Source organism: Mesorhizobium sp. M1273 (assembly GCF_040318195.1).
In the GTDB taxonomy this organism is placed as follows: Bacteria; Pseudomonadota; Alphaproteobacteria; order Rhizobiales; family Rhizobiaceae; genus Mesorhizobium.
In genome coordinates, this window is record NZ_JAMYLV010000004.1 from 264,963 (window position 1) to 290,013 (window position 25,051).

The following is a 25,051-nucleotide window of genomic DNA, read 5'->3' on the forward strand; positions in this document are numbered from 1 at the left end:
ACCGCCGGCCTCGCGACAGCAGGGCCGGCGGTGCCATGAACCGACTGGATTGAAGCATGAAAGCCGTCGTCTGCCGCTCGCCCGGCGAACTTGTCCTCGAAGATCGTCCGGAGCCTGGCGCGCCCCCCGCCGGCTGGGCGCAGGTCGCCGTCAGCCATGTCGGCATCTGCGGCACCGACTATCACATCTTCGAAGGCAAGCACCCGTTCCTCGCCTATCCCCGCATCATGGGCCACGAGGTTTCCGGCACCGTGATCGAGGTTGGCGAGGACGTCGATCTCGCCGTCGGCGAAGCGGTGATCGTCAATCCCTATCTCGCCTGCGGCAAATGCAACGCCTGCCGGCAAGGCAAGCCGAATTGCTGCGTCAGGATCGAGGTGCTCGGCGTCCACCGCGACGGCGCGATGTGCGAGCAGATCCTGGTGCCGGCGCAAAATCTTTATCCGGCAAACGGCCTGTCGCTGGCCGATGCCGCCGCCGTCGAATTCCTGGCGATCGGCGCCCATGCCGTGCGGCGCTCGCTGGCTGATCCAGGTGCGCGCACGCTGGTCATCGGCGCAGGCCCGATCGGGCTCGGCACGGCGCTGTTCGCCCGCATCGCCGGGCTCGATGTGACGCTGCTCGACATGAGCGCTGAACGGCTTGGCTTTGCCGAAAGCGAACTCGGCTTCGCGACGCTCGACGGCTCGCGAGGCACCGCTGCCGACCTGGTGCGGGAAGCAACCGGCGGCGACGGCTTCGACGTGGTTTTCGATGCCACCGGCAACACCCGGTCGGTGCAGTCGGCCTTCGCTCATGTCGCGCATGGCGGAGCGCTGGTCCTGGTCAGCGTCGTCAAGGACGACATCGCCTTTTCCGATCCCGAATTCCACAAGCGCGAGATGATGCTGATCGGCAGCCGCAACGCCCTGCGTGCCGATTTCGACCATGTCGCCGCCTCGATCCGCAACGGCGCGCTGCCGCTGGCAAAGCTGGTGACGCACCGCACCACGCTTGGCGAGACGCCGCACGACCTCGCCCGCTGGGCGCATGAGAAGTCCGGCCTGATCAAGGCTGTCATTCAGGTCGGATGATGCCAGGGCTGCCGTATCTCAGAGCGCCGACAATTTGAGCTCGATCCGCTCGGCCGGGAAGCGCGACTCCGAAAACTGTATCGGCTGACCGTCGGGCGTGACGTTGACGGCGACCGTCACCAGCACGATGGCGCCGGGCTGCAGCTCGAGGTCCGCAAGGTCGACGGCATCGGCATGGCGCGCCGACAGCACGGTCGATTGCCTGAGATAGTCGTCGATGCCGAAACGTGCCAGCGATGCGGTGATCGAACCGGTTTCCGCCATGGCGGCATCGATGCCGGCAAAGCGCCTGGCATCGAACCAGCCGGCAGCGCGGGACACCGGCATTCCATCGGCTTCGCCGCGCGTTTCCAGGCGTATCACATCGGCGCCCGTCGCAAGGCCTAAGCCCTCTGCGACACGACGGTTGGCCGGCTCGACCGATGACGCGAGCAAGGTGATATGCCGCTCGGACGCCTGTCCTTGCAATCCCTCGGAAAAGCGGGTGCGAGCGCCGATCGGATAAGACAGCCGCCTGCGCGACAGCACGAAGGTGCCGCGCCCCTGCTCCGCCCTGAGCACGCCCTCCTGCACCAGCGCTGCGATAGCGCTACGCACCGTATGGCGGTTGACGCCATAGCGTCCGGCCAACGCGATCTCCGGCGGCAGCGCGGCATTCTCGGGAAAATCGCCGACGGCGATCGAATGCAGTATCTGGTCGGCGATCTGCCGCCACAGCGCGACACCGCTGCGCCGCTCGATGCGGTTGGCTTGTCCGATCATCTCCCGCCCCAATTCTTTGCGCCGATCTTTTGGCCCGTGTCACGTGCCCGTCATGGACACGCGCTAAATAACAAGTATAATTTGTATAGTTGTCTATATCAATAGATAAATTCACGCAAACGAGGAGTACGGCCATGCGAGGACGGGAAGCGCGAGAGCAGGCCGAGCGCAAGGCCGTGATGGCGACGCTGGCGCAATCGGCCGGCGAAGACATCGTCCGCCTGTGGGACGAAACCGGCCTGCCTTGCGAAGCGGAACTTCTGCGTGGCCCCGAAACCGGCCTGGTTACGGTACGCGGCCGCATCGGCGGCGGTGGTGCCCCTTTCAATGTCGGCGAGGCGACGGTCACCCGTGCCACGGTGCGGCTTGCGTCCGGCCATGTCGGCCACTGCTACGCGCTCGGCCGCGACAAGCAGAAGGCAAGGCTGGCGGCAATCGCCGATGCGCTGTGGCAGGACCCGGCCCTCCGCAATGAGGTCGAGATCGGGATCGTTGCGCCCTTGCAGGCGGCACTGGCCAAGGCGCGTGAACAGCGCCGCGCCGAGACGGCGGCGACCAAGGTCGATTTCTTCACCATGGTACGCGGAGAAGACTGATGGACATCGTAACCCAAGCGATCGAAGGCGGCTTTGCCGATCCGGTATTCAACGCGCAGACCGTATTCCGTGCCGTGATGGACGCGATGGCGCGGCCGGGCAGCGTCCAGCCCTTGCCGGCCCTTGCCCACCCACCGGCGCCGCTGTCGGCCACCGCCGGCGCCGTTGCGCTGGCGCTGTGCGACAACGACACGCCGCTCTGGCTTGACCCGGCTTTGCAGGTGTCGGCGGTGAAATCCTGGCTTGGCTTCCATACCGGCGCGCCGCTGGCCAACACCCCGGCCGACGCGCATTTCGCGCTGATCGCCACGCCGGCCGAGATGATGGCGCTCGACGGGTTTTCGCAAGGCACCCAGGATTATCCCGATCGCTCCACGACGCTGATCCTCGAGGTCGGCGATCTTGTCTCCGGCGCTGCGCTGCTGCTCGAAGGCCCGGGCATCGAGACGACGGCGACGATCGCGCCGGCGCAAATGCCGCGCCATTTCGTCGAGCAATGGAAGCAGGACAACCAGCGCTTTCCCCGCGGTGTCGACATCGTCCTCGCCACCCCTGACAGCGTTGCCTGCCTGCCGCGTACGACGCGCATCAAGATGATGGAGGCGTAGCATGTATGTTGCGGTAAAGGGTGGCGAAGCGGCCATTCGCAACGCCCACAAACTGCTCGCCGACCGCCGGCGCGGCGATCGTTCGGTGCCCGCACTTCGCCTCGACCAGATCGTCGAGCAGCTGGCGCTCGGCGTCGACCGGGTGATGAGCGAAGGTTCGCTCTACGACAGGGAATTGGCGGCACTCGCCATCGTCCAGGCGCGCGGCGACATGATCGAGGCGATCTTCCTGGTTCGCGCCTATCGCACCACGCTGCCGCGTTTCGGCTACACCAGGGCGATCGACACCGGCACGATGCTGGTCGAGCGGCGGGTGTCGGCGACCTACAAGGACCTGCCCGGCGGCCAGCTGCTCGGCCCGACTTTCGACTACACCCACCGCCTGCTCGATCCCGAGCTTGCCGCCGGCGGCGAAGTCGCCGAGCCGGAACAGCGTGCCGGCGAGGCGGAAGCGATGCCGCGCGTCTCGGCCATCCTCGCCCGCGAAGGCCTGATCGAGCCCGACGGCGACATGCCCGGCGATCATGTCCCCGGCGACATCACCCGCGAGCCGCTCGAATTCCCGATGGCGCGTGACATCCGCCTGCAGGCGCTGTCGCGCGGCGACGAGGGGTTTCTGCTGGCGCTCGGCTATTCCACCCAGCGCGGCTACGCGCGCAACCATCCCTTCGTCGGCGAGGTTCGCATCGGCGAGGTCGAACTGGAACTGGACGTGCCGGAACTGCCCTTTGCGGTACCGCTCGGCAGCATCCGCGTCACCGAATGCCAGATGGTCAACCAGTTCAAGGGCTCGGCCAAGGCGCCGCCGCAATTCACCCGCGGCTACGGCCTCGTCTTCGGCCAGAGCGAGCGCAAGGCGATGGCCATGGCGCTATGCGACCGCGCGCTGCGCGCCTCGGAGTTGGGTGAGGATGTCATCGCCGCCGCGCAGGACGAGGAGTTCGTCATCTCGCATTCCGACAATGTCCAGGCGACCGGCTTCGTCGAGCATCTGAAGCTGCCGCATTATGTCGACTTCCAGGCCGAACTCGACCTCGTGCGCCGCATGCGCGCCGAGCATGATGCCCGCGAAAATGCCGGCAAGGCCGAAGAAAAGAGGCAGGCAGCGGAATGAGTGCACAACCAGCGGACATCGCCACCTACAACTTCGCCTATCTTGACGAACAGACCAAGCGGATGATCCGTCGGGCGATCCTCAAGGGCATCGCCATCCCCGGCTATCAGGTGCCGTTCGCCTCGCGCGAAATGCCGATGCCCTATGGCTGGGGCACCGGCGGCGTCCAGGTCACCGCTTCGATCATTGGCCCGGACGATGTGCTCAAGGTCATTGACCAGGGCGCCGACGACACCACCAATGCGGTTTCGATCCGCGCCTTCTTCAAGAAGGTCGCCAATGTCGCCGTCACCACCGAGACGGCCAAGGCGACCATCATCCAGACCCGCCACCGCATCCCTGAATATCCGCTGAGTGCCGGTCAGGTGCTGGTCTACCAGGTGCCGATCCCCGAGCCGCTGCGCTTCCTCGAGCCGCGGGAAACGGAGACGCGCAAAATGCATGCGCTGGAGGAATACGGCCTTATGCATGTGAAGCTCTACGAGGACATCGCCAGGCACGGCCGCATCGCCACCACCTACGCCTACCCGGTCAAGGTTGAGGGCCGCTATGTGATGGATCCCTCGCCGACGCCGAAATTCGACAATCCGAAGATGCACCGTTCGCCGGCTTTGCAATTGTTCGGCGCCGGCCGCGAAAAGCGCATCTACGCGCTGCCGCCCTTCACCGATGTGGTCAGCCTCGATTTCGAGGACCATCCGTTCGAGGTGCAGATCTTCGACCAGCCCTGCGCGCTGTGCGCGGCCGAGAACGTCTATCTCGACGAGGTCATCCTCGACGACCATGGCGGCCACATGTTCGTCTGCTCCGATACCGATCATTGCGAGAAGCGGCGCGCGGAAGGCCACTGCGGCCATCTCGCGCCCGAGACCCATCTTGCCCCAGAAAAAACGGAGCCGGCGCAATGACAGACGAACCGCTGCTGCGCGTTTCGGCGCTGTCCAAATTCTACGGCTCGCGCGTCGGCTGCGAGAACGTCACTTTTGACCTCTGGCCGGGCGAAGTGCTGGCGGTGGTCGGCGAATCCGGTTCCGGCAAGACGACTTTGCTCAACTGCCTGTCAACTCGACTGCTGCCGAGCTCCGGCACCGCCAGCTACCGGATGCGCGACGGCCAGTTTCGCGAACTCTACCGCATGAGCGAGGCCGAGCGCCGCTTCCTGATGCGCACCGATTGGGGTTTTGTCCATCAGAACCCGGCCGACGGGCTGCGCATGACGGTGTCGGCCGGCGCCAATGTCGGCGAGCGGCTGATGGCGGTCGGCGACCGTCACTATGGCAGGATCCGCGAAACGGCGGTCGATTGGTTGTCTCGTGTCGAGATCGACGAAGACCGCATCGACGACGAGCCGCGCGCCTTTTCCGGAGGCATGCGCCAGCGCCTGCAGATCGCCCGCAACCTCGTCACCGGGCCGCGGCTGGTGTTCATGGACGAGCCAACCGGCGGCCTCGACGTCTCGGTGCAGGCGCGCCTGCTCGATCTGTTGCGCGGCCTGGTCACCGATCTGGGCCTGGCGGCCATCGTCGTCACCCACGACCTTGCAGTGGCACGTCTGCTGTCGCAGCGCATGATGGTGATGAAGGACGGCCGCGTCGTCGAAAGCGGCCTCACGGACCGCGTCCTCGACGATCCGCGCGCGCCCTATACCCAGTTGCTTGTCTCCTCGATCCTGCAGGTGTGACGATGGAACGCATTTGCCTGGCACCTACCCCCACCCCGCTGCTTCGCAGCGACCCTCCCCACAAGGGGGAGGGTAAAACGCCGGCGCCCTACCTCCCCCTTGTGGGGAGGTCGGACCGAAGGTCCGGGTGGGGGTACTCCGGCCCGCAGACGAATGACGATTGGAGAACCCTCTGATGGCAACCCCGCTCGTTGTCTCCGATGTCGCGAAGAGCTTCACCATGCATCTGCGCGACGGCATCAAACTGCCGGTGGTCGCTGGTGTCTCGTTCGCGATCAGGGCCGGCGAATGCGCCGTGCTCGGCGGCCCGTCCGGCGCCGGCAAGAGCTCGATCCTGAAGATGCTCTACGGCAATTATGCCGCCGACGAAGGCCAGATCATCGTCCAGCACGAGGGCGGGCTCATCGATCTCGCCTCGGCCAGCCCGCGCACCGTGCTTGCCGTGCGCCGGCTTACCATCGGCTATGTCAGCCAGTTCCTGCGCACCGTGCCGCGTGTCCCTGCGCTCGATGTCGTGGCCGAACCGCTGGTCGAGCGCGGCGAGGAGCGCGAGGTCGCGCACGGCAAGGCACGTGCCTTGCTGGCGCAGCTCAACCTGCCGGAAAAGCTCTGGGCGCTGCCGCCGGCGACGTTCTCCGGCGGTGAACAGCAGCGCGTCAACATCGCGCGCGGCTTCATCACCGAGCACCCGATCCTGCTGCTCGACGAGCCGACCGCTTCGCTCGACGCCAGGAACCGCGATTTGGTGATTTCCCTGATCGCCACCAAGAAGGCGGCGGGCGTCGCTTTGCTCGGCATCTTCCACGATCACGACGTGCGTGAGGCGGTGGCCGACCGTATCATCGACGTGACCGCCTTCGCCGCCGGAAAAATTGCCGCATGACCAGGAAACTGTCGGAGGCGCCGCTGATCCACGAGACGGCGGAAGTCGAGAACTCGACGCTTGGCCGCTGGACCGAGATCGCCGAGCGCTGCCGGGTTTCCGAAAGCACGCTCGGCGACTATTCCTACATGATGCAGGACTGCGGCGTCTGGTGCGCAACGATCGGCAAATTCGCCAACATCGCCGCAAGCGTGCGCATCAACGCTACCAACCATCCGACCTGGCGGCCGACGCTGCACCATTTCACCTATCGCGCCTCGGATTATTGGGACGACGCCGAGCACGAGAGCGAATTCTTCGCCAAGCGCCGCGCCAAACGCGTCACCATCGGCCACGACACCTGGCTCGGCCACGGCTCGACCATCCTGCCCGGCGTCACCGTCGGCGATGGCGCTGCGGTCGGTGCCGGCGCGGTGGTGTCGAAGGACGTCGCGCCCTACACCGTCGTCGCCGGCGTGCCGGCCAAGCCGATCCGCGAACGCTTCGACCGCCGCACCGCGGAGCGCTACCAGGCGCTCGCCTGGTGGGACTGGGACCATGCAAGGCTGCGCGCCGCGCTCGACGATTTTCGGGAATTGTCGGCGGAGGCGTTTCTGGAGAAATATGGCGGCTGAGGGTCGTGAATGGTGAATGGTGAATGTGAATGGGGGCAGCGGACAGGTTTCGAGGCTCAGGGAAGCCGTTCTTATCACCATTCACCATTCGAGCTTCTCGCGCCGAGTTGATCCCGCCCCGCTCCAGGCTGTGGGCAGTAACAAAACTGACATCGTTCCGACACCGCAGGTTCATGCGGCTGCGCTAGCCAGGGTAAACAGACCTTCAATTGCGATTGGACTGGAGCCTGCACCATGTCAGCTACGCTCGAAATCCGCGGCGTCACCCGCCGGTTCGGCAAGAACACCGCCGTCAGCAATGTTCACATCGCGATTCCGCAAGGCCAGATGGTCGGCATCATTGGCCGCTCCGGCGCCGGCAAATCGACGCTGCTGCGCATGATTAACCGCCTCATCGATCCCAGCCAGGGCTCCATCCTGTTCAACGGCGTCGAGGTCTCCGGGTTGCGCGGCTCACCGCTCCGGCGATGGCAGCGCGACTGCGCCATGATCTTCCAGCAGTTCAACCTGGTGCCGCGCCTCGATGTGCTGACCAATGTGCTGCTCGGCCGGCTCAATCACCGTTCGACCGTGTCCAACCTATTTGGCATGTTCTCCCGCGGTGAATGCGCCGAGGCGGTTGCAGCCCTCGAGCGCCTCGACATCGCCCGCACCGCCCTGCAGCCGGCCGGCACGCTTTCCGGCGGCCAGCAGCAGCGCGTTGCGATTGCGCGCGCCATGATGCAGCAGCCGAAGGTGTTGCTGGCGGATGAGCCGATTGCCTCGCTCGATCCGCTCAACGCCAAGGTGGTGATGGATTCGCTGCAGGATATCAATTTGCGCGAGGGCATCACCGTCATCACAAATCTGCATACGCTGGATACGGCCCGCACCTACTGCAACCGCATCATCGGCATGGCCGCCGGCAAGGTCGTCTTCGACGGCCCGCCTGAAGCCCTCAACCGCGAGGCCGTGCGCATGGTCTACGGCGCCGACAGCAATGGCGGCGAAATCTCCGAGGCCATCACCTCCACCAGTGTCGCCATCAAACAGAAAATCGCTGCATCCGCCGGACCGCTCGAGCCCGCATTCCCGGGATATTGAGAACGGCCTGATCGCCCGCCCGCGTCAAAGGCACCTGTCAAAAAATTCGAACGCTACCGGCGCGAGGCCGGGACCAACAGGAGAGAGATAATGTTCAGGAAGATGGTTTTTGGCGCCGTTTCATTGCTCGCCATCGCGGCAAGCGCCGCTCACGCCCAGGATATCAAGGAATTCCGCATCGGCATCCTTGGCGGTGAAAACGAAGCGGACCGGCTGCGCAACTTTCAGTGCCTCGCCGATCACCTGAAGTCCGAATTCGGCTTCGAGAAGGTCTCGCTGTTCCCGGCCGCCGACTATGACGGCGTTATCCAGGGCCTGCTCGGCGGCACGCTCGATTTCGCAGAGCTTGGCGCGTCGGGCTATGCCAGCGTCTACCTCAAGGATCCGAACGCCGTGACCCCGATCCTCACCACCCAGCAGACCGACGGCGCGACCGGCTATTATTCGATCGGCCTTGCGCTGAAGTCGTCCGGCATCACCGACATCAAGTCGGCCAAGGGCAAGAAGCTCGGCTATGCCGACCCGGATTCGACCTCCGGCTACCTGATCCCGCTGACCCAGATCCCGAAGGACACCGGCGCTTCGAACGAAACCTTCTTCGCCTCGACCCAGTTCAATGGCGGCCACGAGAACAACCTTCTCGCGGTTCGCGACGGCAAGGTCGATGTTGCGGTTGACGACTCCTCGGGCATCGGCGACTTCAAGAACGGCTACACCTCCGGCACCTTCCACAAGGAAGTCGCCAAGGGCGCCGTGGACCCCAACGATTTCGTTGAAGTCTGGCGCTCCGGCTTGATCCCGAACGGCCCGCTGGTCGTGCGCACCGCACTCGGCGGCGACATGAGCGCCAAGCTCGCCAACTTCTTCACCGGCCTGCCGGCCAAGGACAAGCCTTGCTTCGAGGCCATCGAAGGCGGCGATTTCACCGGCTATGTTCCGGTGAAGCCGGACTTCTACAGCGTCATCGTCGAAGCCCGCAAAGCCGCGATCGGCGGCTGACGACAATTGCGAAAAGGACGGCGTCCATTAGAGCGACGTGCGTCCACTTGGACGCACAAAGTACGCTCTAACACTTAGATGCCGCATCGTGCTTTCCGAAAGTCGACTTTCGGGCCGATGCGGTCGCCGCCCTTTTTGTGTGTCCGCTCGTGACCCCGTATGACCTTCGCCGCTACAATTCGTTCAGACGCGGTCCGGCAGGCAGCAGACGCCTGGCGACGCCAGACGTCCTTGCGCCGGTTCTACACGGCGCTCGGCATCGGCTCACTGCTTGTCGCCATGTGCACAGCCATGTGGTTCGCCGACGAGGCCAATGCCGGACATTTCTTCGACCGGCTGCCGCACATACTGGATTTCCTTAGTTGGCTTGTTCCCAAGGATTGGAACGACGTCTGGCGGGCGCTGTTCGACATCGCATCGCCGCATGACAAGGGCAGCCAAGAGTTCAACTTCCCGCTTGGCCGCGTCTATCTCTGGGGCGGCTTTTATCTACCCGAATATTTCGAGCTGATGCTCACCACGCTTAACGTGGCGCTGGTTTCCACTTTCATCGGCTTTGTCTTTGCGGTGCCCTTTTCCTTCATCGCCGCGCGCAACTTGACGCCCAGTCCGATGCTCAGGCTCGTTGTCAAGCGCTTCATGGAACTGCTTCGCGCCTTCCCCGAGATCGTCATTGCCGGCCTGTTCGCAGCCATCCTCTCGACCGGCCCGGTCGCAGCCATCATCGCCATCGGCCTGCATTCCATCGGCGCCCTCGGCAAGCTCTTCTACGAGATCAACGAAAACATCGACATGCGCGCCGAAGAAGGCCTGCGCGCGGTCGGCGCCAACTGGTTCGAGCGCGTGCGCTTTGCCGGCCTGCCGCAAGTGCTGCCCAATTTCATGTCCTACACGCTGCTCAGGATCGAGATCAATGTGCGTATCTCGACCATTATCGGCGCGGTCGGCGGTGGCGGCATCGGCGAGGAACTGAAGCTCTCCATCTCGCGCGGCTTCGGCGCCAAGACGCTGGCATTGGTGCTGCTGCTGTTCACGACGATCTTCCTCGTCGACCAGTTTTCCGCCTGGCTACGCCGCAAGCTCGTCGGCGAGCAGGCATTCATGATGGGTGCCTGACCATGATCCCAAAAAGTGGATTCCCGTTTTTGGAAAAGATCATGGCAAATCAACAAGAAGACTGCCCATGGCCGCAATGACCGCCGATGAAATGCGGTCGATCGAGGAGCGCTTCCCCCAAGTGTTCCGGCGGCCCTTGTACAAACGCTTCGGCCCGCTGGTCCTGTTCACCGGCATCCTGCTCTATCTCCTCTACGCCTTGTGGTTCTTCAGCCTGCCGCAAGTGCTGAGGGAATCGCACTGGGAGCGCCTGCCGCTCTTCCTGACGCAATGGATCAGCTACGATCTGCAGCCGGAATTCCGTCTCGACCAGCCTCAGATCACACCCAGATATCCGCGTTTTTCGGCGCTCGGCGAAGACCCGCATCCCGATTGGGTCATCACCAACGCCAACGGCTCCTACACCGTCCTGATCGACGGCCGGGCCAAATCGGTCACCTTCGACAAGGCCGAAGCGACGCTTGTCGCCAATGGCCAGGCGGTGCCGATGTCGTTGGCCAGCGGCAAACCGGTAATATCCGGCCCGGTGCCGGAGTGGATCACCGCGCATGACGATGAGATCGTCGCCAGGATGGGCTTTGCCGGCGAGGTCCGCATAACCGTCGATCGCGTCAAGGTCCGCAAACGCTTCCTCGGCTGGGCGAATTTCGTCTTCGACACACGCTCGCCCTTCTTCGGCAAGTCGCCCGGCGAGGTGGTCTCGTTGCTGATGTCCGGACCCCAGCTCAAGCCGGGCACATCAAACATTGCGCTGGCCGCCGACAATATCTGGAACAACGCCCAATGGCAGCATGGCGACGTCTGGACGAAGCTGTTCCAGACCATCGTCATGGCGTTTCTCGGCACCTTGCTCGGCGGCATCGTTGCCTTCCCGCTCGCCTTCTTCGCCGCCCGCAACATCACCCCGAGCGGCCTGCTTAGCCGGGTGCTAAAGCGGTTCTTCGATTTCATGCGTTCGGTCGACATGCTGATCTGGGCGCTGTTCTTCACCCGCGCCTTCGGTCCGGGCCCGCTGGCCGGCAGCGCCGCGATTTTCTTCACCGAGATCGGCACGCTCGGCAAAGTCTATTCGGAGGGCCTCGAGAACATCGACGACAAGCCACGCGAGGGCATCCAGTCGACCGGCGCCAACGGCTTGCTGGTGCAGCGCTATGGCGTGCTGCCGGAAGTGATCCCGGTCTTCATCAGCCAGACACTCTATCAGTGGGAATCCAACACCAGGGGCGCGACGATCATCGGCGCCGTCGGTGCCGGTGGCATCGGCCTGAAGCTCTGGGAGGCGATGCGCACCAATTCCAACTGGGCCAATGTCTTCTACATGGTGCTCTTGGTCCTGCTCGTCGTTTTCATCTTCGACAACATTTCCAATTTCCTGCGCCGCCGTTTGAGCAGGACGATCCACGACTACAACCGGATCCAGGCCGGCCAGGGCTGACAGAGGCGTTGCGCAGGCGTGCGGTTAGGGCGCCTTCCTCCATCCATTCCTGATATGCCTGTAGCCGTCGCGGTAGACGGCTTCCGGGCCTTCGGAAAAGTCGCGCCACACCTTGGTGGCCGCGGCCAGATCCTTCAGCGAGCGGCCGAACGCCTCGATCGTCAGCCAATCGTCATAACCGCTCTTGCGGATGGCAGAGAACGTCTCTTTCCAAGGGACGTGCCCGCGGCCCGGCACGCCGCGATCGTTCTCCGAAATGTGGATATGGACGATGTTCTTGCGGTTGCGCGTATAGGCCCCGATCGGGTCAGCCTCTTCGATGTTGGCATGGAACGTGTCGTACATCGCCTTGATGTGCGGCCGGTCGATCGTGTCGATATGCGCCGACAAATCGTCCATCGTGTTGAGCAGATAGCATTCGAAGCGGTTGAGCGCCTCCAGTCCGATGGTGACACCCTTGTTGCCGGCATGGTCACCGATGACGCGCTGCGAAGCGACCGAACGTTTTTTCTCGGCCGCCGTCGGCCCGCTGCCGGAGAAGACCCCGAGTGTCGAATGGAGCGGGCCGCTCAACGTGTTCGCGCCAAGCGCCTGAGCGCAGTCGATCGCCGATTTCATGTAGTCGATACCGGCCTTGCGCGTCGAGGCATCCGGCGAGATCAAATTCATCGCCGGATCGCCCATCGCCGAGACGGCGGTGCGTTGCAGCCCGATACGGTCGAGCAGCTCGCCGAGTTTCCTGTAGTTGTCCGGCGTGCCGGAGAAGACCGGTATCTCGACGCCGTCGAAGCCGGTCGCCTTGATGTCCCTCAACAACGGCTCGTGTTTTTTCGAGACACTGGTCGTCCACAACAACATGCACATGCCGATTTTCATCGACGCCCCTCCCCTTTTTACGGCCGGGCTTGCTCCTCCGGCGACTTCGCCACAAGCCCCCTCATCCGGCCGCTTCGTGGCCACCTTCTCCCCGCCGGGGAAAAGAGGTGAACGCCAGCGCCAACGATCTCCTCTCCCCACGAGGAAAGGTCGGATTGCCCCGAATTGCCTTGCAATTCGGCTGGCAATCCGGGTGACGGGGACTTCCCATTAACCGGGCGCAGCGATTAAAGCTTCGTCCACGCTCCGTTCTTCTTCGACGACTTCACGCAGGCCTCGATGAAGGCCATGCCCTCGACGCCGTCCTGCACGGTCGGGAAGACGACATCCTTGGCCGGCTTCCCGCCCTTCCGGCGCGCTGCACGAATAGCCCGCGCGGCTTCCTGATAGATGTTGGCGAAACCTTCGAGATAGCCTTCCGGATGCCCTGGCGGAACGCGGCTGACGCGCCCGGCGACGGGGAGCGCGCCGGCGCCATTACGGGTAATCAACTGCTTCGGCTGGCCGAACGGCGTGTACCAGAGATAGTTCGGGTCGGCCTGCATCCATTCGAGGCCGCCCTTCGAGCCGTAGATGCGCAATTTCAACCCGTTCTCGTGGCCGGGCGCCACCTGGCTTGCCCAGATCATTCCCTTGGCCGGGTGCGACCCGCCGACCGGCTTGAAGCGCAGCAGCACATTGATGTTGTCGTCGAGCAGCCTCCCCGGCACGAAGGCATCGAGATCGGCCGACAACGAATCGAGCTCCAGCCCGGAGACGAAACGGGCAAGGTTGTAGGCATGCGTGCCGATATCGCCCAGCGCACCGCCGGCACCCGCCTGCTTCGGGTCAGAGCGCCACGCTGCCTGCTTCTGGCCGGTGGCGGCCAGGTCTTCGGTCAGCCAGTCCTGCGGATATTCCGACTGCACGATGCGGATATCGCCGAGCAGTCCCTTGGCCACCATCTCGCGTGCCTGCCGCACCATCGGATAGGCGGTGTAGTTATGCGTCAGCACGAACACCTTGCCGGTCTTCTCGACCAGCGCGGCCAACCTCTTCGCCTCGGCCAGCGACGTCGCCAGCGGCTTGTCGCAGATGACATGGATGCCGGCCTCGAGAAAAGCCTTGGCTGCCGGCACGTGCACGTTGTTCGGCGTGACGATGGCCACCGCCTCGATGCCATCCGGCCGCTTGGCCTCCGCCTTGGCCATCTCGGCATAGGAGCCGTAGCTGCGTGCCGGATCGAGCCCAAGCTCGGCCGCCGAGGCCTTGGCGCGCTCCGGATTCGACGAGAGGGCCCCGGCAACCAGCACGAACTCGTTATCAATGCGCGCCGCGATGCGGTGCACCGCGCCGATAAAGGCGCCTTGTCCGCCGCCAACCATGCCGTAGCGGATCGGACCGCCTCCCGTTTCCGTCTTCGATGCGCCAACCATGATTTTCTCCCTCGTCACTGAAATACCCCTCCGCTTGAGGGGAAGGTGGCCCGCACGGCCGGGTGGGGTTGGTTCATGCCGAGCTCTACGCCCGGCGACCCCACCCCGATCCGCTGCGAGGATCGACCCTCCCCTCGAGGGGGAGGGATATCTGTGCTAGATCCCCATCATGCCGCGCAGCACCTTTTTATCGGTCGTGCCGCCGGCGAAGTCGTCGAATGCTTTTTCCGTCACCCTGATGATGTGGTGCTGGATGAAGGGAGCGCCTTCGGCCGCACCATCCTCCGGGTGCTTGAGGCAGCATTCCCATTCCAGCACCGCCCATGAATCGTAATTGTATTGGGTGAGCTTGGAGAAGATGCCGCTGAAATCCACCTGCCCGTCACCGAGCGAGCGGAAACGCCCGGCACGGTTGGTCCAGCTCTGGTAACCGGAATAGACACCTTGCCGCCCGGTCGGATTGAACTCGGCATCCTTGACGTGGAACGCCTTGATCCGCTCGTGGTAGATGTCGATGAATTCGAGATAGTCGAGCTGCTGCAGCAGGAAGTGCGACGGGTCGTAGTTGATGTTGCAGCGCTTATGGCCGCCGACCGCATCGAGGAACATCTCGAATGTCGCGCCGTCGAACACGTCCTCGCCTGGATGGATTTCGTAGCCGACATCGACGCCGTTCTCGTCATAAACGTCGAGGATCGGCTTCCAGCGCTTGCCGAGTTCGGCAAACGCTTCCTCGATCAATCCCGCCGGCCGCTGCGGCCAGGGGTAGAGGTATGGGAAGGCCAACGCGCCGCAAAACGACACCGACGCCTTGAGCCCGAGATTCTTCGACGCCTTGGCGGCGAACTTCATCTGTTCGACCGCCCATTGCTGCCTGGCTTTTGGATTGTTGTGCACCGCAGCCGGCGCGAAGCCGTCGAACTGCGCGTCATAGGCGGGATGCACCGCCACCAGTTGCCCCTGCAGATGCGTCGACAGTTCGGTGATCTCGACGCCGGCATCGGCGCAGATGCCCTTCACCTTGTCGCAATAGGCCTTGGAGGAGGCTGCCTTCTCGAGATCGAACAATCGGGCGTCCCATGTCGGGATCTGCACGCCCTTGTAGCCCAGACCAGCCGCCCATTTGGTGATCGAGGCCAGCGAATTGAACGGCGCGGCGTCGCCCGCAAACTGCGCCAGGAACAGACCAGGCCCCTTCATCGTCGTCGGCATCGGCATCTCCCTACGTTTCACGACCAAGCATAGCGCCGATTGAAAACAGGGCCAGCGTCTTTGGTCTCTTTGCACAGCGCGCTCAGCGCCGCTATTCTGGTATTACCAAATGCCGAAATCTGGTCAAGCCATTTGACGCGCTGCCGCGGTCCTGCAACCATGCCGAGTTAGGCCACATGTTTAAGTATAATCAATAGCATAGACAGGAGCCAACGCTTGATGGCAGCACTTCTTGCCGTCCAGATGAAATTACTGTAGACCTCCCATCAGGCCCAATTGGTCGAACCAGTTTGCAAAAAATGCTGGGACGCCTTGGGGAAGAATCATGCGGCACGCTTCGGCAGAGTGCGCCGCAGGCGAACTGGTACAGGCGATTCTGGGAAGGATAGACCATGCATCTTTCGACGCACAATTGGATGCGGGCGGAGCCGCTGGAAACGACGCTCAAGCGCATCAAGAAATTCGGCTACGAGTCGATCGAGATCTCCGGCGAACCCGATCAGTACAAGCCCAAGGAGACGCGCGCACTGTTGAACGAGTACGGCATTCGCTGCTGGGGAGCGGTGACGCTGATGCTGGGCGAGCGAAATCTCGCCGCCAAGGACCAGGGCCAACGCGAGCGCTCGGTGCAGTATGTCAAGGACGTGCTGACCATGGTCAGCGAACTTGATGGCGAGATCATCACGCTGGTTCCGGCCACCGTCGGCAAGGTGGTGCCGGACGGCACCGAGGAAGAGGAGTGGAAATGGGTGGTCGACGCCACCCGGGAATGCTTCACCCACGCCAAGAAGGTCGGCGTCAAGATCGCGGTCGAGCCACTCAACCGCTTCGAGACCTATCTGTTCAACCGCGGCGCCCAGGCACTGGCGCTGGCCGATGCGGTCAGCCCCGAATGCGGCGTCTGCCTCGACGCCTACCACATCCACATGGAAGAATTTAACGTCTACGACGCCATCCGGCAGGTCGGCAAGCGCCTGTACGACTTCCATGTCGCCGACAACAACCGCTTCGCCGCCGGCCTCGGGCAGATCGACTGGCCGAAGATCGTCGGCACGCTGAAGGAGATCGGCTATGACGGCGCGCTGACCAATGAATTCGTCGCCCCCGTCGACCGCACGCCGGCTGCCCCCTATCCCGACATGGTCGAACGCAACCCCGTCGACATCTCGCCGGAGCAGCTGAAATTCATTCAGGACCACGGCTCCAGCGTGCTCACGGAGAAATTCTACACCGACCAGATGCGCATCAACGCGGAAACGCTGCTGCCGCTGATCAAGTAGCCGAGCCGTTTGGAAAGAGCCCTTCCGCCTCACCGCGGCCGGGCCGAGGATGAACATGCGCATCAAGACGGTCCAAGCCTGGTGGGTCCGCATACCGATCGAAGCCGCGAAGCAGCACCGCAGCGACTTCGGTCAGGTGGCGACGTTCGACGCCGCCATCCTGCGCATCGAGACCGACGACGGGCTGGTCGGCTGGGGCGAGGGCAAGAATGCCGCCGGCAGCGCCGGCAGCTACGGCGCCCTTGTCCATTTGCTGAACTACGAGGTCGGCCCGCAGCTGGTCGGCCGCGACCCGGCTGACATCGGCGTCATCTGGGAGATGCTCTATAATGGCACGCGCCACGACAGCGCCGCTCGCGCCGGCCACGCCATGCCGCAATTGGCGCGACGCGGCATGAGCATCGCGGCTATCAGCGCCGTCGACATCGCATTGTGGGACATTCTTGGCAAATCGCTCGGCGTTCCGGTCTGGCGGCTGCTCGGCGGCCGCAAGCTGGACCGCATGCCGGCCTATGCTTCCGGCGGCTGGGCCACTGCGGAAGCCATCGGCGACCAGCTGCAGTCCTACATCGCCAAGGGCGGTTTCAAGGCGCTGAAGATGCGCGTCGGCGCCATGGACGGCGCCCCACATATCTCGGCCGCTCGCGTCCGTGCCGCCAGACGGGCGCTCGGTCCCGATATCGACCTGATGGTCGACGCGCACGGCACCTACACGGTGGCCGAAGCCAAGCGCTTTATCCATCTCGCCGGCGACCTCGATCTCGCCTGGTTCGAGGAGCCGGTGATCGCCGACGACAAGCCCGGCATGGCCGAGGTGCGCGCCTGCGGTTCGATCCCGATCGCCACCGGCGAAAGCGAGGCGACGCGCTATGCCTTCCGCGACCTCGCCGTGCTCAAATCCGCCGATATCTTCCAGCCGGATCCGGCCTTTTGCGGTGGCATCAGCGAGGCGATGAAGATCGGCACCATCGCCAGCGCCTTCAATCTGCGCTTTGCGCCGCATCTTTGGGCCGGCGCGCCCTGCTTCTTTGCCGGGCTGCATGTCTGCGCTGCTTCACCGGCGAGCTTCACCGTCGAATATTCGCTCGGCGCCAACCCGATGATCCACGATCTGATCGAAGAGACTGTCGAAGCAAAGGACGGTATGGTAGCGATCCCTGATAGACCCGGGCTGGGATTCACCATTTCGGAGCGGTTCCTGGAGGCGCACGCGCAACACGGCTGACATGAAAGAAAAGAACCTTCTCGCGGAACTCGCCGCCTATCTGTTCTCCCATTCGGACAAGGAGACGGGCCGCACGCCGTCGGAGCGCGAACTGGCAGAGCATTTCAGCGTCAGCCGCGGCCAGATCCGCGAGGCGCTGGCCATTCTCGAGGCCATGCGCATCGTCGAGCGACGGGCGAAATCCGGGATCTACATCGATACGAAGCAGGCGAGCGTCGAGGCGATGGCGCTGTTCGCCCGCGCCGGCCTGCCGCTCGATCCCGTCCAGATCTACGAGACGGTCGAGTTGCGCAAGATCCACGAGATCAAGGCCGCCGAACTTGCCTGTTCACGCGCCACCGAGGAGAATTTCGAGCGGCTGCGCGAGATCCTGAAGGCCTCCGAGGATCGCATCGCCGCCGGTGAAGGGCTTGCCCGGGAAGACCGCGAGTTCCACCTCGAGATCGTGCGGGCGACCAAGAACAGCGTCTTCCACAATATCTGCAGCGTCTACTACATGATGGGTGAACTGCGCCTGCCGATCTATTTCAACGATCCCGAACGCAGCGTGCGCTCCCATGCCGAGCATATCCAGATCTACGAGGCGCTGCTGCGCCGCGACGGCAATCTCGCCCAGGCGCTGATGAGCGCCCACCTGCAAGGCGCGGAAAGCTACTGGAAGGGGCTGATCGAGGGGCGGGGGGCGGAACCGGAAAGCCCTGCGCTCGAAAAGGCCTGAAATGCCCAAGATCCTGTCAACACACAGACTGCACCCTCGTGCCGCTTCCATGCTGACCGGGGCCGGCGAACTCGTCGTTGCTTCCGCCCTCGATGCGGCCACGCTGGCCGCCGAGGCAAGGAACGCCGATGTCATCATCGTTCGCGCTCCCTTGCCTGCGGCGCTTTTCGAAGGCGCGAAGAAGCTCAGGGCCGCGATCCGCCACGGCGCCGGGCTGGACATGGTACCGATGGAAGCGGCCAATGCGGCCGGCGTGCTGGTGGCGAATGTGCCGGGGGTGAACGCGCGATCTGTCGCCGAATATGTGATGTTCGCGGCGCTGGCGCTGCTTAGGCGCTTCCGTGTGTTGGACCGCGACTTGCGTGCGAAGGGCTGGCTGGCGGGCCGCGAACACACGGTGGTAGCCAGCGAGCTAGCGGGCAAGACGATCGGCATTGTCGGCCTCGGCGCGATCGGTCAGGCGGTTGGCCACATCGCCGCCCATGGGTTCGATCTGAATGTGGTGGCGACGACGCGCAGCATGCGGCCGGCGCCGGACAGGGTCGGCTTCCTGTCGATCGATGCACTCATCGAGCAGAGCGACATCATCATTCTGTGCTGCCCGCTGACGCCCGAAACACGGGGGCTGATCAGCCGCGAGCGCATTGCGCGGATGAAGCCGGATGCGCTGCTGATCAATGTTTCGCGCGGGCCGGTGATCGATGACGACGCGCTGATCGAGGCCTTGCAGAAGGGGCGCATCGGCGGCGCTGCGCTCGATGTTTTTGCTACACAACCGCTACCGCCCAACCATCCTTATTTTGGCTTCGACAACGTCATCGTCACCCCGCACATGGCTGGGATTACCGAGCAGTCGATGATGCGCATGGGCGTCGGCGCGGCTGGCGAAGCCTTGCTGGTGCTGGCCAACAGATTGCCGGTCAATCTGCGCAACCCCGAAGTGGTCGAGCACTACCGGCGGCGGTTCCCTGCCGATTTCTGAAAGCGCCCCAATTTTCCCGAATTCGCCGGCGATGGTGCCGGCATGGCAAGCGTCACAAAATTTCTGCTGACCGCCGGCTTCTGCGTGGCGACGGCGCAAGCCTTCGCCAACGAACAGGGCAGCTACGTGTTCTGCGACAACGGCATACGCTGCCTGGCGGCGCCCTGTCCATCGAACAGCGCACTCGACCTTGCTGCTGGGAAGCTCATCAAAGGCGTTTCAATCGACATCGATCGCCTGCCGCAACAAGACAAGGCGCTCGATCTTTCAGACAAGCTCTATGCCGGCAAGGTCGTTGTTGTCGGCTCGATCGAGAACCGTACCCGGACCTTCAACGGCAAGCGGTACACCCTGCCTTGGCTGGTCGCCACCAGCATCGAACGCGCCGCCAAGGACAGCGAACGCGGCCACTGCTCGTCGCGCTGACACGCGCTATCCGATCAATTTGCAAGCAGCTCCTCCACGCCGGCTGCGATGCGCAGCAGGTGGTGGTCATGGCCATTGCGCGCCACCAGCATCAGCCCGGCCGGACGCGTCATTCCGGGCATCGGCAGCGAGATGGCTGATAGATCGAACTGGTTGGCGACCTGCGTGTTGCGCAGCAGAAGGCCTTCCATCCTGTTGCACAGCGCCTCGTCGCTGGTCATCGACACGATCGTCGGCGCCGTCACCGGTGTGGTCGGCAGGGCCAGCACGTCGACCGACGCCAGCCGGTCATCCATCGCGGCGGCCAGCGCCGTGCGGCGGCGCATTGCCCTGATATAAACCGTGGCCGGAATGGCGGCGGCGCGCGACAATGGCCCGCTTACCCGCGGGTCGACCGGCCTCGTCGCTCCCGCCGCCAGCCAGTCGGCATGGATCTCCGCCCCTTCCATCGCCGCGATCGACGCGCGTTGGGTTGCCACGCGCAGATCGGCAAGCAGGTCGTCGATCGACAGCTCCACAAGCCGTGAGCCGCTAAGCTCTATCTTGCGCAGACACCGGTCGAACGTCGTCGCGACCTCTTCCTGCGTATCATCGAACAGCACGCCGCGCGCAATACCGATGCGCAGGCCGTCCAGCGGCAGCGGCAACAGTGCCGCCAGGTTTTCGCCCGACATCACTGCATCGGCCGCCGCACATTCGGCGACGGTGCGGGCCAGCGGACCGATCGAGTCCAGCGTGGCTGACAGCGGAAACGCACCCGCAAGCGGCACGCGCCGCGCAGTCGGCTTGAAACCGACGACGCCATTCAGCGATGCCGGAATGCGCACCGAACCACCGGTATCGGAACCGATGGAGATTTCGCTGGTGCCTTCGCCCACCGAAACGCCGGCGCCTGAGGAGGAGCCGCCCGGAATACGGCTGGCATCGCTAGCATTGCCGGGCGTGCCATAATGTGGATTGACGCCGATTGCAGTAAAGGCGAACTCGGTCATGTTGGTCTTGCCGAGGATGATTGCACCGGCCTGGCGCAACTGTTGCACGACAATGGCATCCCGCAGCGCCGGCGCTGCGTTGGCGAGCAGCAGAGAGCCGGCCGTGGTCGGCTCGCCGGCGACATCGAACAGATCCTTGATCGAGACGATCGCCCCATCGAGCGGCCCGAGCGTGACGCCGGCTTTTCGCCGCGCATCGGTGGCGTCCGCCGCCGCCCGTGCGACTTCCGGGTAGAGCTTTACGAAAACCCTCTCATCGTCGACGCGAGCGGCAAGAGGCGAAAGAATTGCTTCGAGGTGATCGCGGGCTGATTGCATTTTTCGGTGTCGGACTCCGCGCGCTTGCAACGTCTTAAGGTAGCAGCCAGAAACTGGCCGCAGGAGACATAGCCCGGCGCGGTCGGATTTGCACCTGTCGAACCGAAGGAGGAAGGCCCGATGCTCTACCAAGGCAGCTGCCACTGCGGCAAGGTCGCGTTCGAGGTCGAAGGCGAGCTGACCGGAGCCGTTCGGTGCAATTGCTCGATCTGCTCGCGCAAGGGTGCACTGTTATGGGCAGTTCCGCATGAGAGCATGCGGGTGCTTGCCTGGGGCGATGATCTCGGCCGCTACAGCTTCGGCAACCATGTCATCGCCCACCGCTTCTGCCGCAGCTGCGGCATTCACCCCTTCGCCGAGGATGTCGGCGAAGGGAGCGGGCGAAGTGCCTATATCAATATCAATTGCATCGAGGCGTTGGACGTCGCCGCCGTGCCGGTCTTCGACTTCGACGGCCGTTCCGTTTAGGCCTTGGGGTCGTCGATCGGTTTGGGGCCAAGGAAGAACGCCGCCAGTGCCGCAAGCAACGTCGCCGCCGCGCAATAGGCGAAGGCGGTGGCAACGCCGGTATTGTCGACCAGCAGGCCGCCGAAGACGGCGCCCAACGCGATGGCGACCTGGAACGTCATAACCATGAGCCCACCGGCGCTTTCCGCCTGATCGGGGGCGGCCCGCACCAGCCAGGTCTGCAGCCCGACTGGGACGGCGCCGAAGGCAAAGCCCCAGCTGGCCACTGCTATTGCAGCCACGACGGGTGAACCTCCGACCACCAGCAGCAGGAGCGCCGAAAACGCGATCAGCAGGGGCGCCAGGCTGACGGCTGCCTTGAGGCTGCGTTCGGCAATTAAGCCGCCGGCAAAATTGCCGAAGAAGCCACCAATGCCGTAGGCGAGCAGCACAAGCGAGATCGTCTCGATGTCCAGCGCGGGCACCTTCTCGAGAAACGGGCGGACATAGGTGAAGCCGGCAAAATGTCCCGAGGCGACCAGTAGTACCACCAGCAGTGCCACCCTGATCATCGGCCGCTTCATCACCTCCAGCAGCGTGCGAAAACCTGCCGTACCTGCAGGCGGCAGCTTCGGAATGGTAGCCACCTGCACCAGCAGCGCCAGCGCTCCGACCACGGCGGCGATCATGAACGCCGTCCGCCAGCCCCAGATGTCGCCGACATAGGCGCCGACCGGAGCCGCGCAGACCGTCGCCACCGAAACGCCGGTGAGAATGATCGACATGGCGCGCGGCATCAGCCGCATCGGAACGAGCCGCATCGCCATGGCTGCCGACATCGACCAGAAGCCGCCAAGACTGATCCCGAGCATGATGCGGGCAATCAGAAGAACGGGAAGCGAGGACGCAAACGCGGCCACCAGGTTTGACAGCACAAGCAGCACCGTCAGCGCCCACATGACCAACCTGCGGTCCAGCCGCTTGGTGACAATGGCCATGGTCGGCGCCGCAATCGCGCCAATGACGGCGGTTGCCGTTACCGCCTGCCCGGCGGCGCCTTCGGTGATGCCGAGATCCTGCGCAAGCGGCGTCAGCAGGCTGGCAGGCAGAAATTCCGCGGTCACCAGGCCGAAGACTCCGAGCGCCAGGGAGACCACTGCCCCCCATGCGGGCTCGGATCGTTCGCCGGTTTCCGATGGGTCGAGAACGGCGTCCATGACGCCTGTCGCGGGTTCGGTCATGAGGGATCTCCGATCTGGTTGCAGCGCAGCATCTGGCTGCAGTGCAACATAGGGAGTGACTGTCTGGAGTTTCCATGCTAGAAACACCATTATGCTTGACCGTTCGTCCAAAATCCCCGTCACCGGTGATCCGCTGACAGACATATTGCGCGGATTGCGCCTCGAAGGCGTCGATTACGGCCGTTGCGAGATGAAGGAACCCTGGGGCATCCATTTTCCGGCTCAGGCGGCGGCACGGTTTCATTTCATCGGCCGCAAAGGCTGCTGGTTGCTGCAGCCGTCCGGCGAATGGGTGGAACTGAAGGCTGGCGACGCGGTATTGTTGCCGCGCGGCTCAGCCCACACGCTGGCGAGCGAGCCGGGTACCGAGGCGGCGCCGATCCACGGCTATGAGGTCGAGGAAATCTGCAAGGGTGTCTATTGCATGTCGAATGACGGCATGCCCGGCTGCCGTCCGGGGACCTTGCTGTTTTTCGGCAGCATGTATTTCAATCTCGATGGCTTGCACCCCTTGCTCGGCATGATGCCGGACGTGATGCGCGCACATGAGTTGGAGGCCTATGAGCCAGGTATCCCGCATTTGCTGGAAGCGATGGCCCGCGAGGTGACGATGGAGCGCGTCGGCTCCGGCGGCATCCTGGCGCGGCTGGCCGATGTGCTCGCCGCGACCGTCATCCGCTCATGGGTCGAGCGCGGCTGCGGCGACTCTTCCGGATGGATTGCGGCGGTCAGGGACCGCGAGATCGGGCGGGTGCTGGCCGCGATCCATCTGGAACCGAACCGCGACTGGACGGTGGAAGCTCTGGCGAAGATGATGGGTGCCTCGCGATCAGGTTTCGCGGAGCGCTTCGCAACCATTGTCGGCGAAACACCGGCAAAGTACGTCACGCAGGTGCGGATGCACCAGGCGAGGCAATGGCTGGTCCGCGACCGGCTCAAGATTTCCGTCGTCGCGGCTCGTCTCGGCTACGAATCGGACGCCTCCTTCAGCCGCGCCTTCAAACGGGTCATCGGATCGCCGCCTAGCCATTTCCGGGCCGAGGAACAGGCTGATATCCGCCAGGCCGGCTAAACGTTGGCCGGGTTATTGCTCGGTGATGCAGGCCGAGCCGGCGCTGCTCTTGCAATATTTACCGGAAGCCCCGCACCTGCCATCCGAGACTTCCACGACGGTGCCGCTCAACAACAGCTTGCAGTCGCTGGTGGACAGATTGACCGTGCCGTTGAGATCCTTGATCTTCTTGGCGTCGACCTTCGCGCCGGCGACAACTTTCTTGGCTGCCTGCGCCTCGCCCAGATGCGCCGCCGACAATCCCATACCGGCGACGAGTAGGATCGTCGCAAAACCGCGAAATAGAGTTCCCATAGCCAACCCTCCGTTTTGGGCCTCCAAATTGGGCTTGCAAAGCCCGTTTGGGACCAAAGGATCAGCCTATTCGACAAATCGGAGCATCCGCATCCCCCGTATGGGGGATGACGGGAAGACTCGAGCATTTAGCAGCCAAGGGAATCACTCGACGTCGCACAAATGCGGCTAAAACACATGGTTTAGAGCGGTATGCACGGCTCGATTTGAACGTATCCGTTCTAGCTGCAGCAAAGAGGCTTGTACTTAGCCGGCGTGACGCAGGCTTATTCCGCTGCCCTTGTCGAACAGCACCACCTTGTCCGGGTTCCAGGCAAAGCGCACCGGCTGCTCTATCTGCACGTCGGTCCTGGCCGGCACGGTGGCGCGCAGCATGGTGTCGCCGACCCGCAGCGTCAGGATCTTTTCGACGCCATGGTTCTCGACATCGTGGACCCGCGCCTCGACCGGCGCGCCGGTCTCGAGATAGACGTCTTCAGGGCGAATTCCGAAGACGAGCGGGCGACCGTCGGTCGCCGCGCCCGTCTTTTGGGGGGGGGGGGGGGGGGGGGGGGGGGGGGGGGGGGGGGGGGGGGGGGGGGGGGGGGGG

27 protein-coding genes are annotated in these 25,051 nt (G+C 63.9%); 19 read left to right on the top strand and 8 right to left on the bottom strand.

Annotated features, from left to right (window positions below; all coding sequences use genetic code 11):
- Window positions 1-56: 56 nt before the first annotated feature.
- Window positions 57-1,073, top strand: coding sequence for a zinc-binding alcohol dehydrogenase family protein (locus NKH30_RS07200; protein ID WP_352767865.1), 1,017 nt, complete (start codon window positions 57-59; stop codon window positions 1,071-1,073).
- Between the two features lie 18 nt (window positions 1,074-1,091).
- Here NKH30_RS07200 and phnF read toward each other — a convergent pair whose 3' ends face one another.
- Window positions 1,092-1,835 (bottom strand): phosphonate metabolism transcriptional regulator PhnF, encoded by a 744-nt coding sequence (gene phnF, locus NKH30_RS07205; RefSeq protein ID WP_352474094.1) that lies wholly within the window; start codon window positions 1,833-1,835, stop codon window positions 1,092-1,094.
- A gap of 134 nt (window positions 1,836-1,969) precedes the next feature.
- On the opposite strand from phnF, the gene phnG reads away from it, so the two are divergent.
- The 11 genes from phnG (at window position 1,970) to phnE (NKH30_RS07260) (ending at window position 11,964) form a co-directional block, all read left to right on the top strand.
- On the top strand, window positions 1,970-2,431 hold the full coding sequence (phnG, locus tag NKH30_RS07210; protein WP_352474093.1) for a phosphonate C-P lyase system protein PhnG: 462 nt from the start codon (window positions 1,970-1,972) through the stop codon (window positions 2,429-2,431).
- Entirely contained in the window at window positions 2,431-3,039 is a 609-nt protein-coding gene (gene phnH / locus NKH30_RS07215) for a phosphonate C-P lyase system protein PhnH (RefSeq protein WP_352474092.1), read from the top strand. Before phnG ends, phnH begins: the two co-directional genes overlap by 1 nt.
- A gap of 1 nt (window position 3,040) precedes the next feature.
- Window positions 3,041-4,153: a carbon-phosphorus lyase complex subunit gene (locus tag NKH30_RS07220; RefSeq protein ID WP_352474091.1), complete on the top strand. Its 1,113-nt coding sequence runs from the start codon at window positions 3,041-3,043 to the stop codon at window positions 4,151-4,153.
- Window positions 4,150-5,061 carry an alpha-D-ribose 1-methylphosphonate 5-phosphate C-P-lyase PhnJ gene (locus NKH30_RS07225; RefSeq protein WP_352474090.1) on the top strand — a complete coding sequence of 304 codons (912 nt, stop codon included), beginning with the start codon at window positions 4,150-4,152 and terminating at the stop codon, window positions 5,059-5,061. The genes NKH30_RS07220 and NKH30_RS07225 overlap by 4 nt, the downstream gene beginning before the upstream one ends.
- Window positions 5,058-5,834, top strand: a complete 777-nt coding sequence (gene phnK / locus NKH30_RS07230; RefSeq protein WP_352474089.1) for a phosphonate C-P lyase system protein PhnK — start codon at window positions 5,058-5,060, stop codon at window positions 5,832-5,834. The genes NKH30_RS07225 and phnK overlap by 4 nt, the downstream gene beginning before the upstream one ends.
- Window positions 5,835-6,009: 175 nt before the next feature.
- Window positions 6,010-6,717 (top strand): phosphonate C-P lyase system protein PhnL, encoded by a 708-nt coding sequence (gene phnL, locus NKH30_RS07235; protein ID WP_352474088.1) that lies wholly within the window; start codon window positions 6,010-6,012, stop codon window positions 6,715-6,717.
- Window positions 6,714-7,331 (top strand): DapH/DapD/GlmU-related protein, encoded by a 618-nt coding sequence (locus NKH30_RS07240; RefSeq protein WP_352474087.1) that lies wholly within the window; start codon window positions 6,714-6,716, stop codon window positions 7,329-7,331. Before phnL ends, NKH30_RS07240 begins: the two co-directional genes overlap by 4 nt.
- Before the next feature lie 234 nt (window positions 7,332-7,565).
- On the top strand, window positions 7,566-8,414 hold the full coding sequence (phnC, locus tag NKH30_RS07245) for a phosphonate ABC transporter ATP-binding protein (RefSeq protein ID WP_352474086.1): 849 nt from the start codon (window positions 7,566-7,568) through the stop codon (window positions 8,412-8,414).
- A gap of 90 nt (window positions 8,415-8,504) precedes the next feature.
- A complete protein-coding gene (gene phnD, locus NKH30_RS07250) occupies window positions 8,505-9,413 on the top strand; it encodes a phosphonate ABC transporter substrate-binding protein (protein WP_352474085.1) in 909 nt (302 codons plus the stop codon).
- Between the two features lie 159 nt (window positions 9,414-9,572).
- Complete coding sequence (gene phnE, locus NKH30_RS07255; RefSeq protein ID WP_352474083.1) at window positions 9,573-10,529, top strand: phosphonate ABC transporter, permease protein PhnE; 957 nt, start codon at window positions 9,573-9,575, stop codon at window positions 10,527-10,529.
- 67 nt (window positions 10,530-10,596) lie between these two features.
- The gene (gene phnE, locus NKH30_RS07260) at window positions 10,597-11,964 is read left to right on the top strand and encodes a phosphonate ABC transporter, permease protein PhnE (RefSeq protein WP_352474081.1); all 1,368 of its coding nucleotides are present in this window, start codon (window positions 10,597-10,599) and stop codon (window positions 11,962-11,964) included.
- Window positions 11,965-11,988: 24 nt separating this feature from the next.
- Here the strand turns inward: phnE (NKH30_RS07260) and NKH30_RS07265 are convergent, their stop codons facing one another.
- The 3 genes from NKH30_RS07265 to NKH30_RS07275 all read right to left on the bottom strand — a co-directional run bounded on the left by NKH30_RS07265 (window position 11,989) and on the right by NKH30_RS07275 (window position 15,467).
- Window positions 11,989-12,840: a sugar phosphate isomerase/epimerase family protein gene (locus NKH30_RS07265; protein ID WP_352474079.1), complete on the bottom strand. Its 852-nt coding sequence runs from the start codon at window positions 12,838-12,840 to the stop codon at window positions 11,989-11,991.
- 227 nt (window positions 12,841-13,067) lie between these two features.
- On the bottom strand, window positions 13,068-14,255 hold the full coding sequence (locus tag NKH30_RS07270) for a Gfo/Idh/MocA family protein (RefSeq protein ID WP_352474078.1): 1,188 nt from the start codon (window positions 14,253-14,255) through the stop codon (window positions 13,068-13,070).
- Window positions 14,256-14,411: 156 nt separating this feature from the next.
- Window positions 14,412-15,467: a sugar phosphate isomerase/epimerase family protein gene (locus NKH30_RS07275; protein WP_352474077.1), complete on the bottom strand. Its 1,056-nt coding sequence runs from the start codon at window positions 15,465-15,467 to the stop codon at window positions 14,412-14,414.
- A gap of 392 nt (window positions 15,468-15,859) precedes the next feature.
- On the opposite strand from NKH30_RS07275, the gene NKH30_RS07280 reads away from it, so the two are divergent.
- The 5 genes from NKH30_RS07280 to NKH30_RS07300 are packed head-to-tail and all read left to right on the top strand — an operon-like array spanning window position 15,860 to window position 20,098.
- Window positions 15,860-16,747 (top strand): sugar phosphate isomerase/epimerase family protein, encoded by an 888-nt coding sequence (locus NKH30_RS07280; protein WP_352448392.1) that lies wholly within the window; start codon window positions 15,860-15,862, stop codon window positions 16,745-16,747.
- Between the two features lie 55 nt (window positions 16,748-16,802).
- Window positions 16,803-17,972, top strand: a complete 1,170-nt coding sequence (locus NKH30_RS07285; RefSeq protein WP_352474076.1) for a mandelate racemase/muconate lactonizing enzyme family protein — start codon at window positions 16,803-16,805, stop codon at window positions 17,970-17,972.
- Between the two features lies 1 nt (window position 17,973).
- Window positions 17,974-18,690, top strand: a complete 717-nt coding sequence (locus NKH30_RS07290) for a FadR/GntR family transcriptional regulator (RefSeq protein ID WP_292661187.1) — start codon at window positions 17,974-17,976, stop codon at window positions 18,688-18,690.
- A 1-nt stretch (window position 18,691) separates the two neighbouring features.
- Entirely contained in the window at window positions 18,692-19,672 is a 981-nt protein-coding gene (locus NKH30_RS07295) for a hydroxyacid dehydrogenase (protein WP_352767878.1), read from the top strand.
- Between the two features lie 42 nt (window positions 19,673-19,714).
- Window positions 19,715-20,098, top strand: a complete 384-nt coding sequence (locus NKH30_RS07300) for a hypothetical protein (protein ID WP_352474072.1) — start codon at window positions 19,715-19,717, stop codon at window positions 20,096-20,098.
- A 14-nt stretch (window positions 20,099-20,112) separates the two neighbouring features.
- Here NKH30_RS07300 and NKH30_RS07305 read toward each other — a convergent pair whose 3' ends face one another.
- Window positions 20,113-21,408, bottom strand: coding sequence for an amidase (locus NKH30_RS07305; RefSeq protein ID WP_352502602.1), 1,296 nt, complete (start codon window positions 21,406-21,408; stop codon window positions 20,113-20,115).
- 120 nt (window positions 21,409-21,528) lie between these two features.
- Between NKH30_RS07305 and NKH30_RS07310 the strand changes: the two genes are divergently transcribed.
- Window positions 21,529-21,876 carry a GFA family protein gene (locus NKH30_RS07310; protein WP_023675184.1) on the top strand — a complete coding sequence of 116 codons (348 nt, stop codon included), beginning with the start codon at window positions 21,529-21,531 and terminating at the stop codon, window positions 21,874-21,876.
- Here NKH30_RS07310 and NKH30_RS07315 read toward each other — a convergent pair.
- Window positions 21,873-23,096, bottom strand: a complete 1,224-nt coding sequence (locus NKH30_RS07315; RefSeq protein ID WP_352502601.1) for an MFS transporter — start codon at window positions 23,094-23,096, stop codon at window positions 21,873-21,875. The two genes, NKH30_RS07310 and NKH30_RS07315, sit on opposite strands and share 4 nt — an antisense overlap.
- Before the next feature lie 91 nt (window positions 23,097-23,187).
- Here NKH30_RS07315 and NKH30_RS07320 point away from each other — a divergent pair, with 91 nt between their 5' ends.
- On the top strand, window positions 23,188-24,168 hold the full coding sequence (locus NKH30_RS07320) for an AraC family transcriptional regulator (RefSeq protein WP_352474069.1): 981 nt from the start codon (window positions 23,188-23,190) through the stop codon (window positions 24,166-24,168).
- A gap of 12 nt (window positions 24,169-24,180) precedes the next feature.
- Here the strand turns inward: NKH30_RS07320 and NKH30_RS07325 are convergent, their stop codons facing one another.
- Both NKH30_RS07325 and NKH30_RS07330 read right to left on the bottom strand, forming a co-directional pair.
- Window positions 24,181-24,462: a hypothetical protein gene (locus NKH30_RS07325; RefSeq protein WP_352474067.1), complete on the bottom strand. Its 282-nt coding sequence runs from the start codon at window positions 24,460-24,462 to the stop codon at window positions 24,181-24,183.
- A gap of 246 nt (window positions 24,463-24,708) precedes the next feature.
- Window positions 24,709-25,051, bottom strand: a 343-nt coding sequence (locus NKH30_RS07330; protein WP_352994734.1) for a TOBE domain-containing protein, incomplete at its 5' end; no start/stop codon positions are given.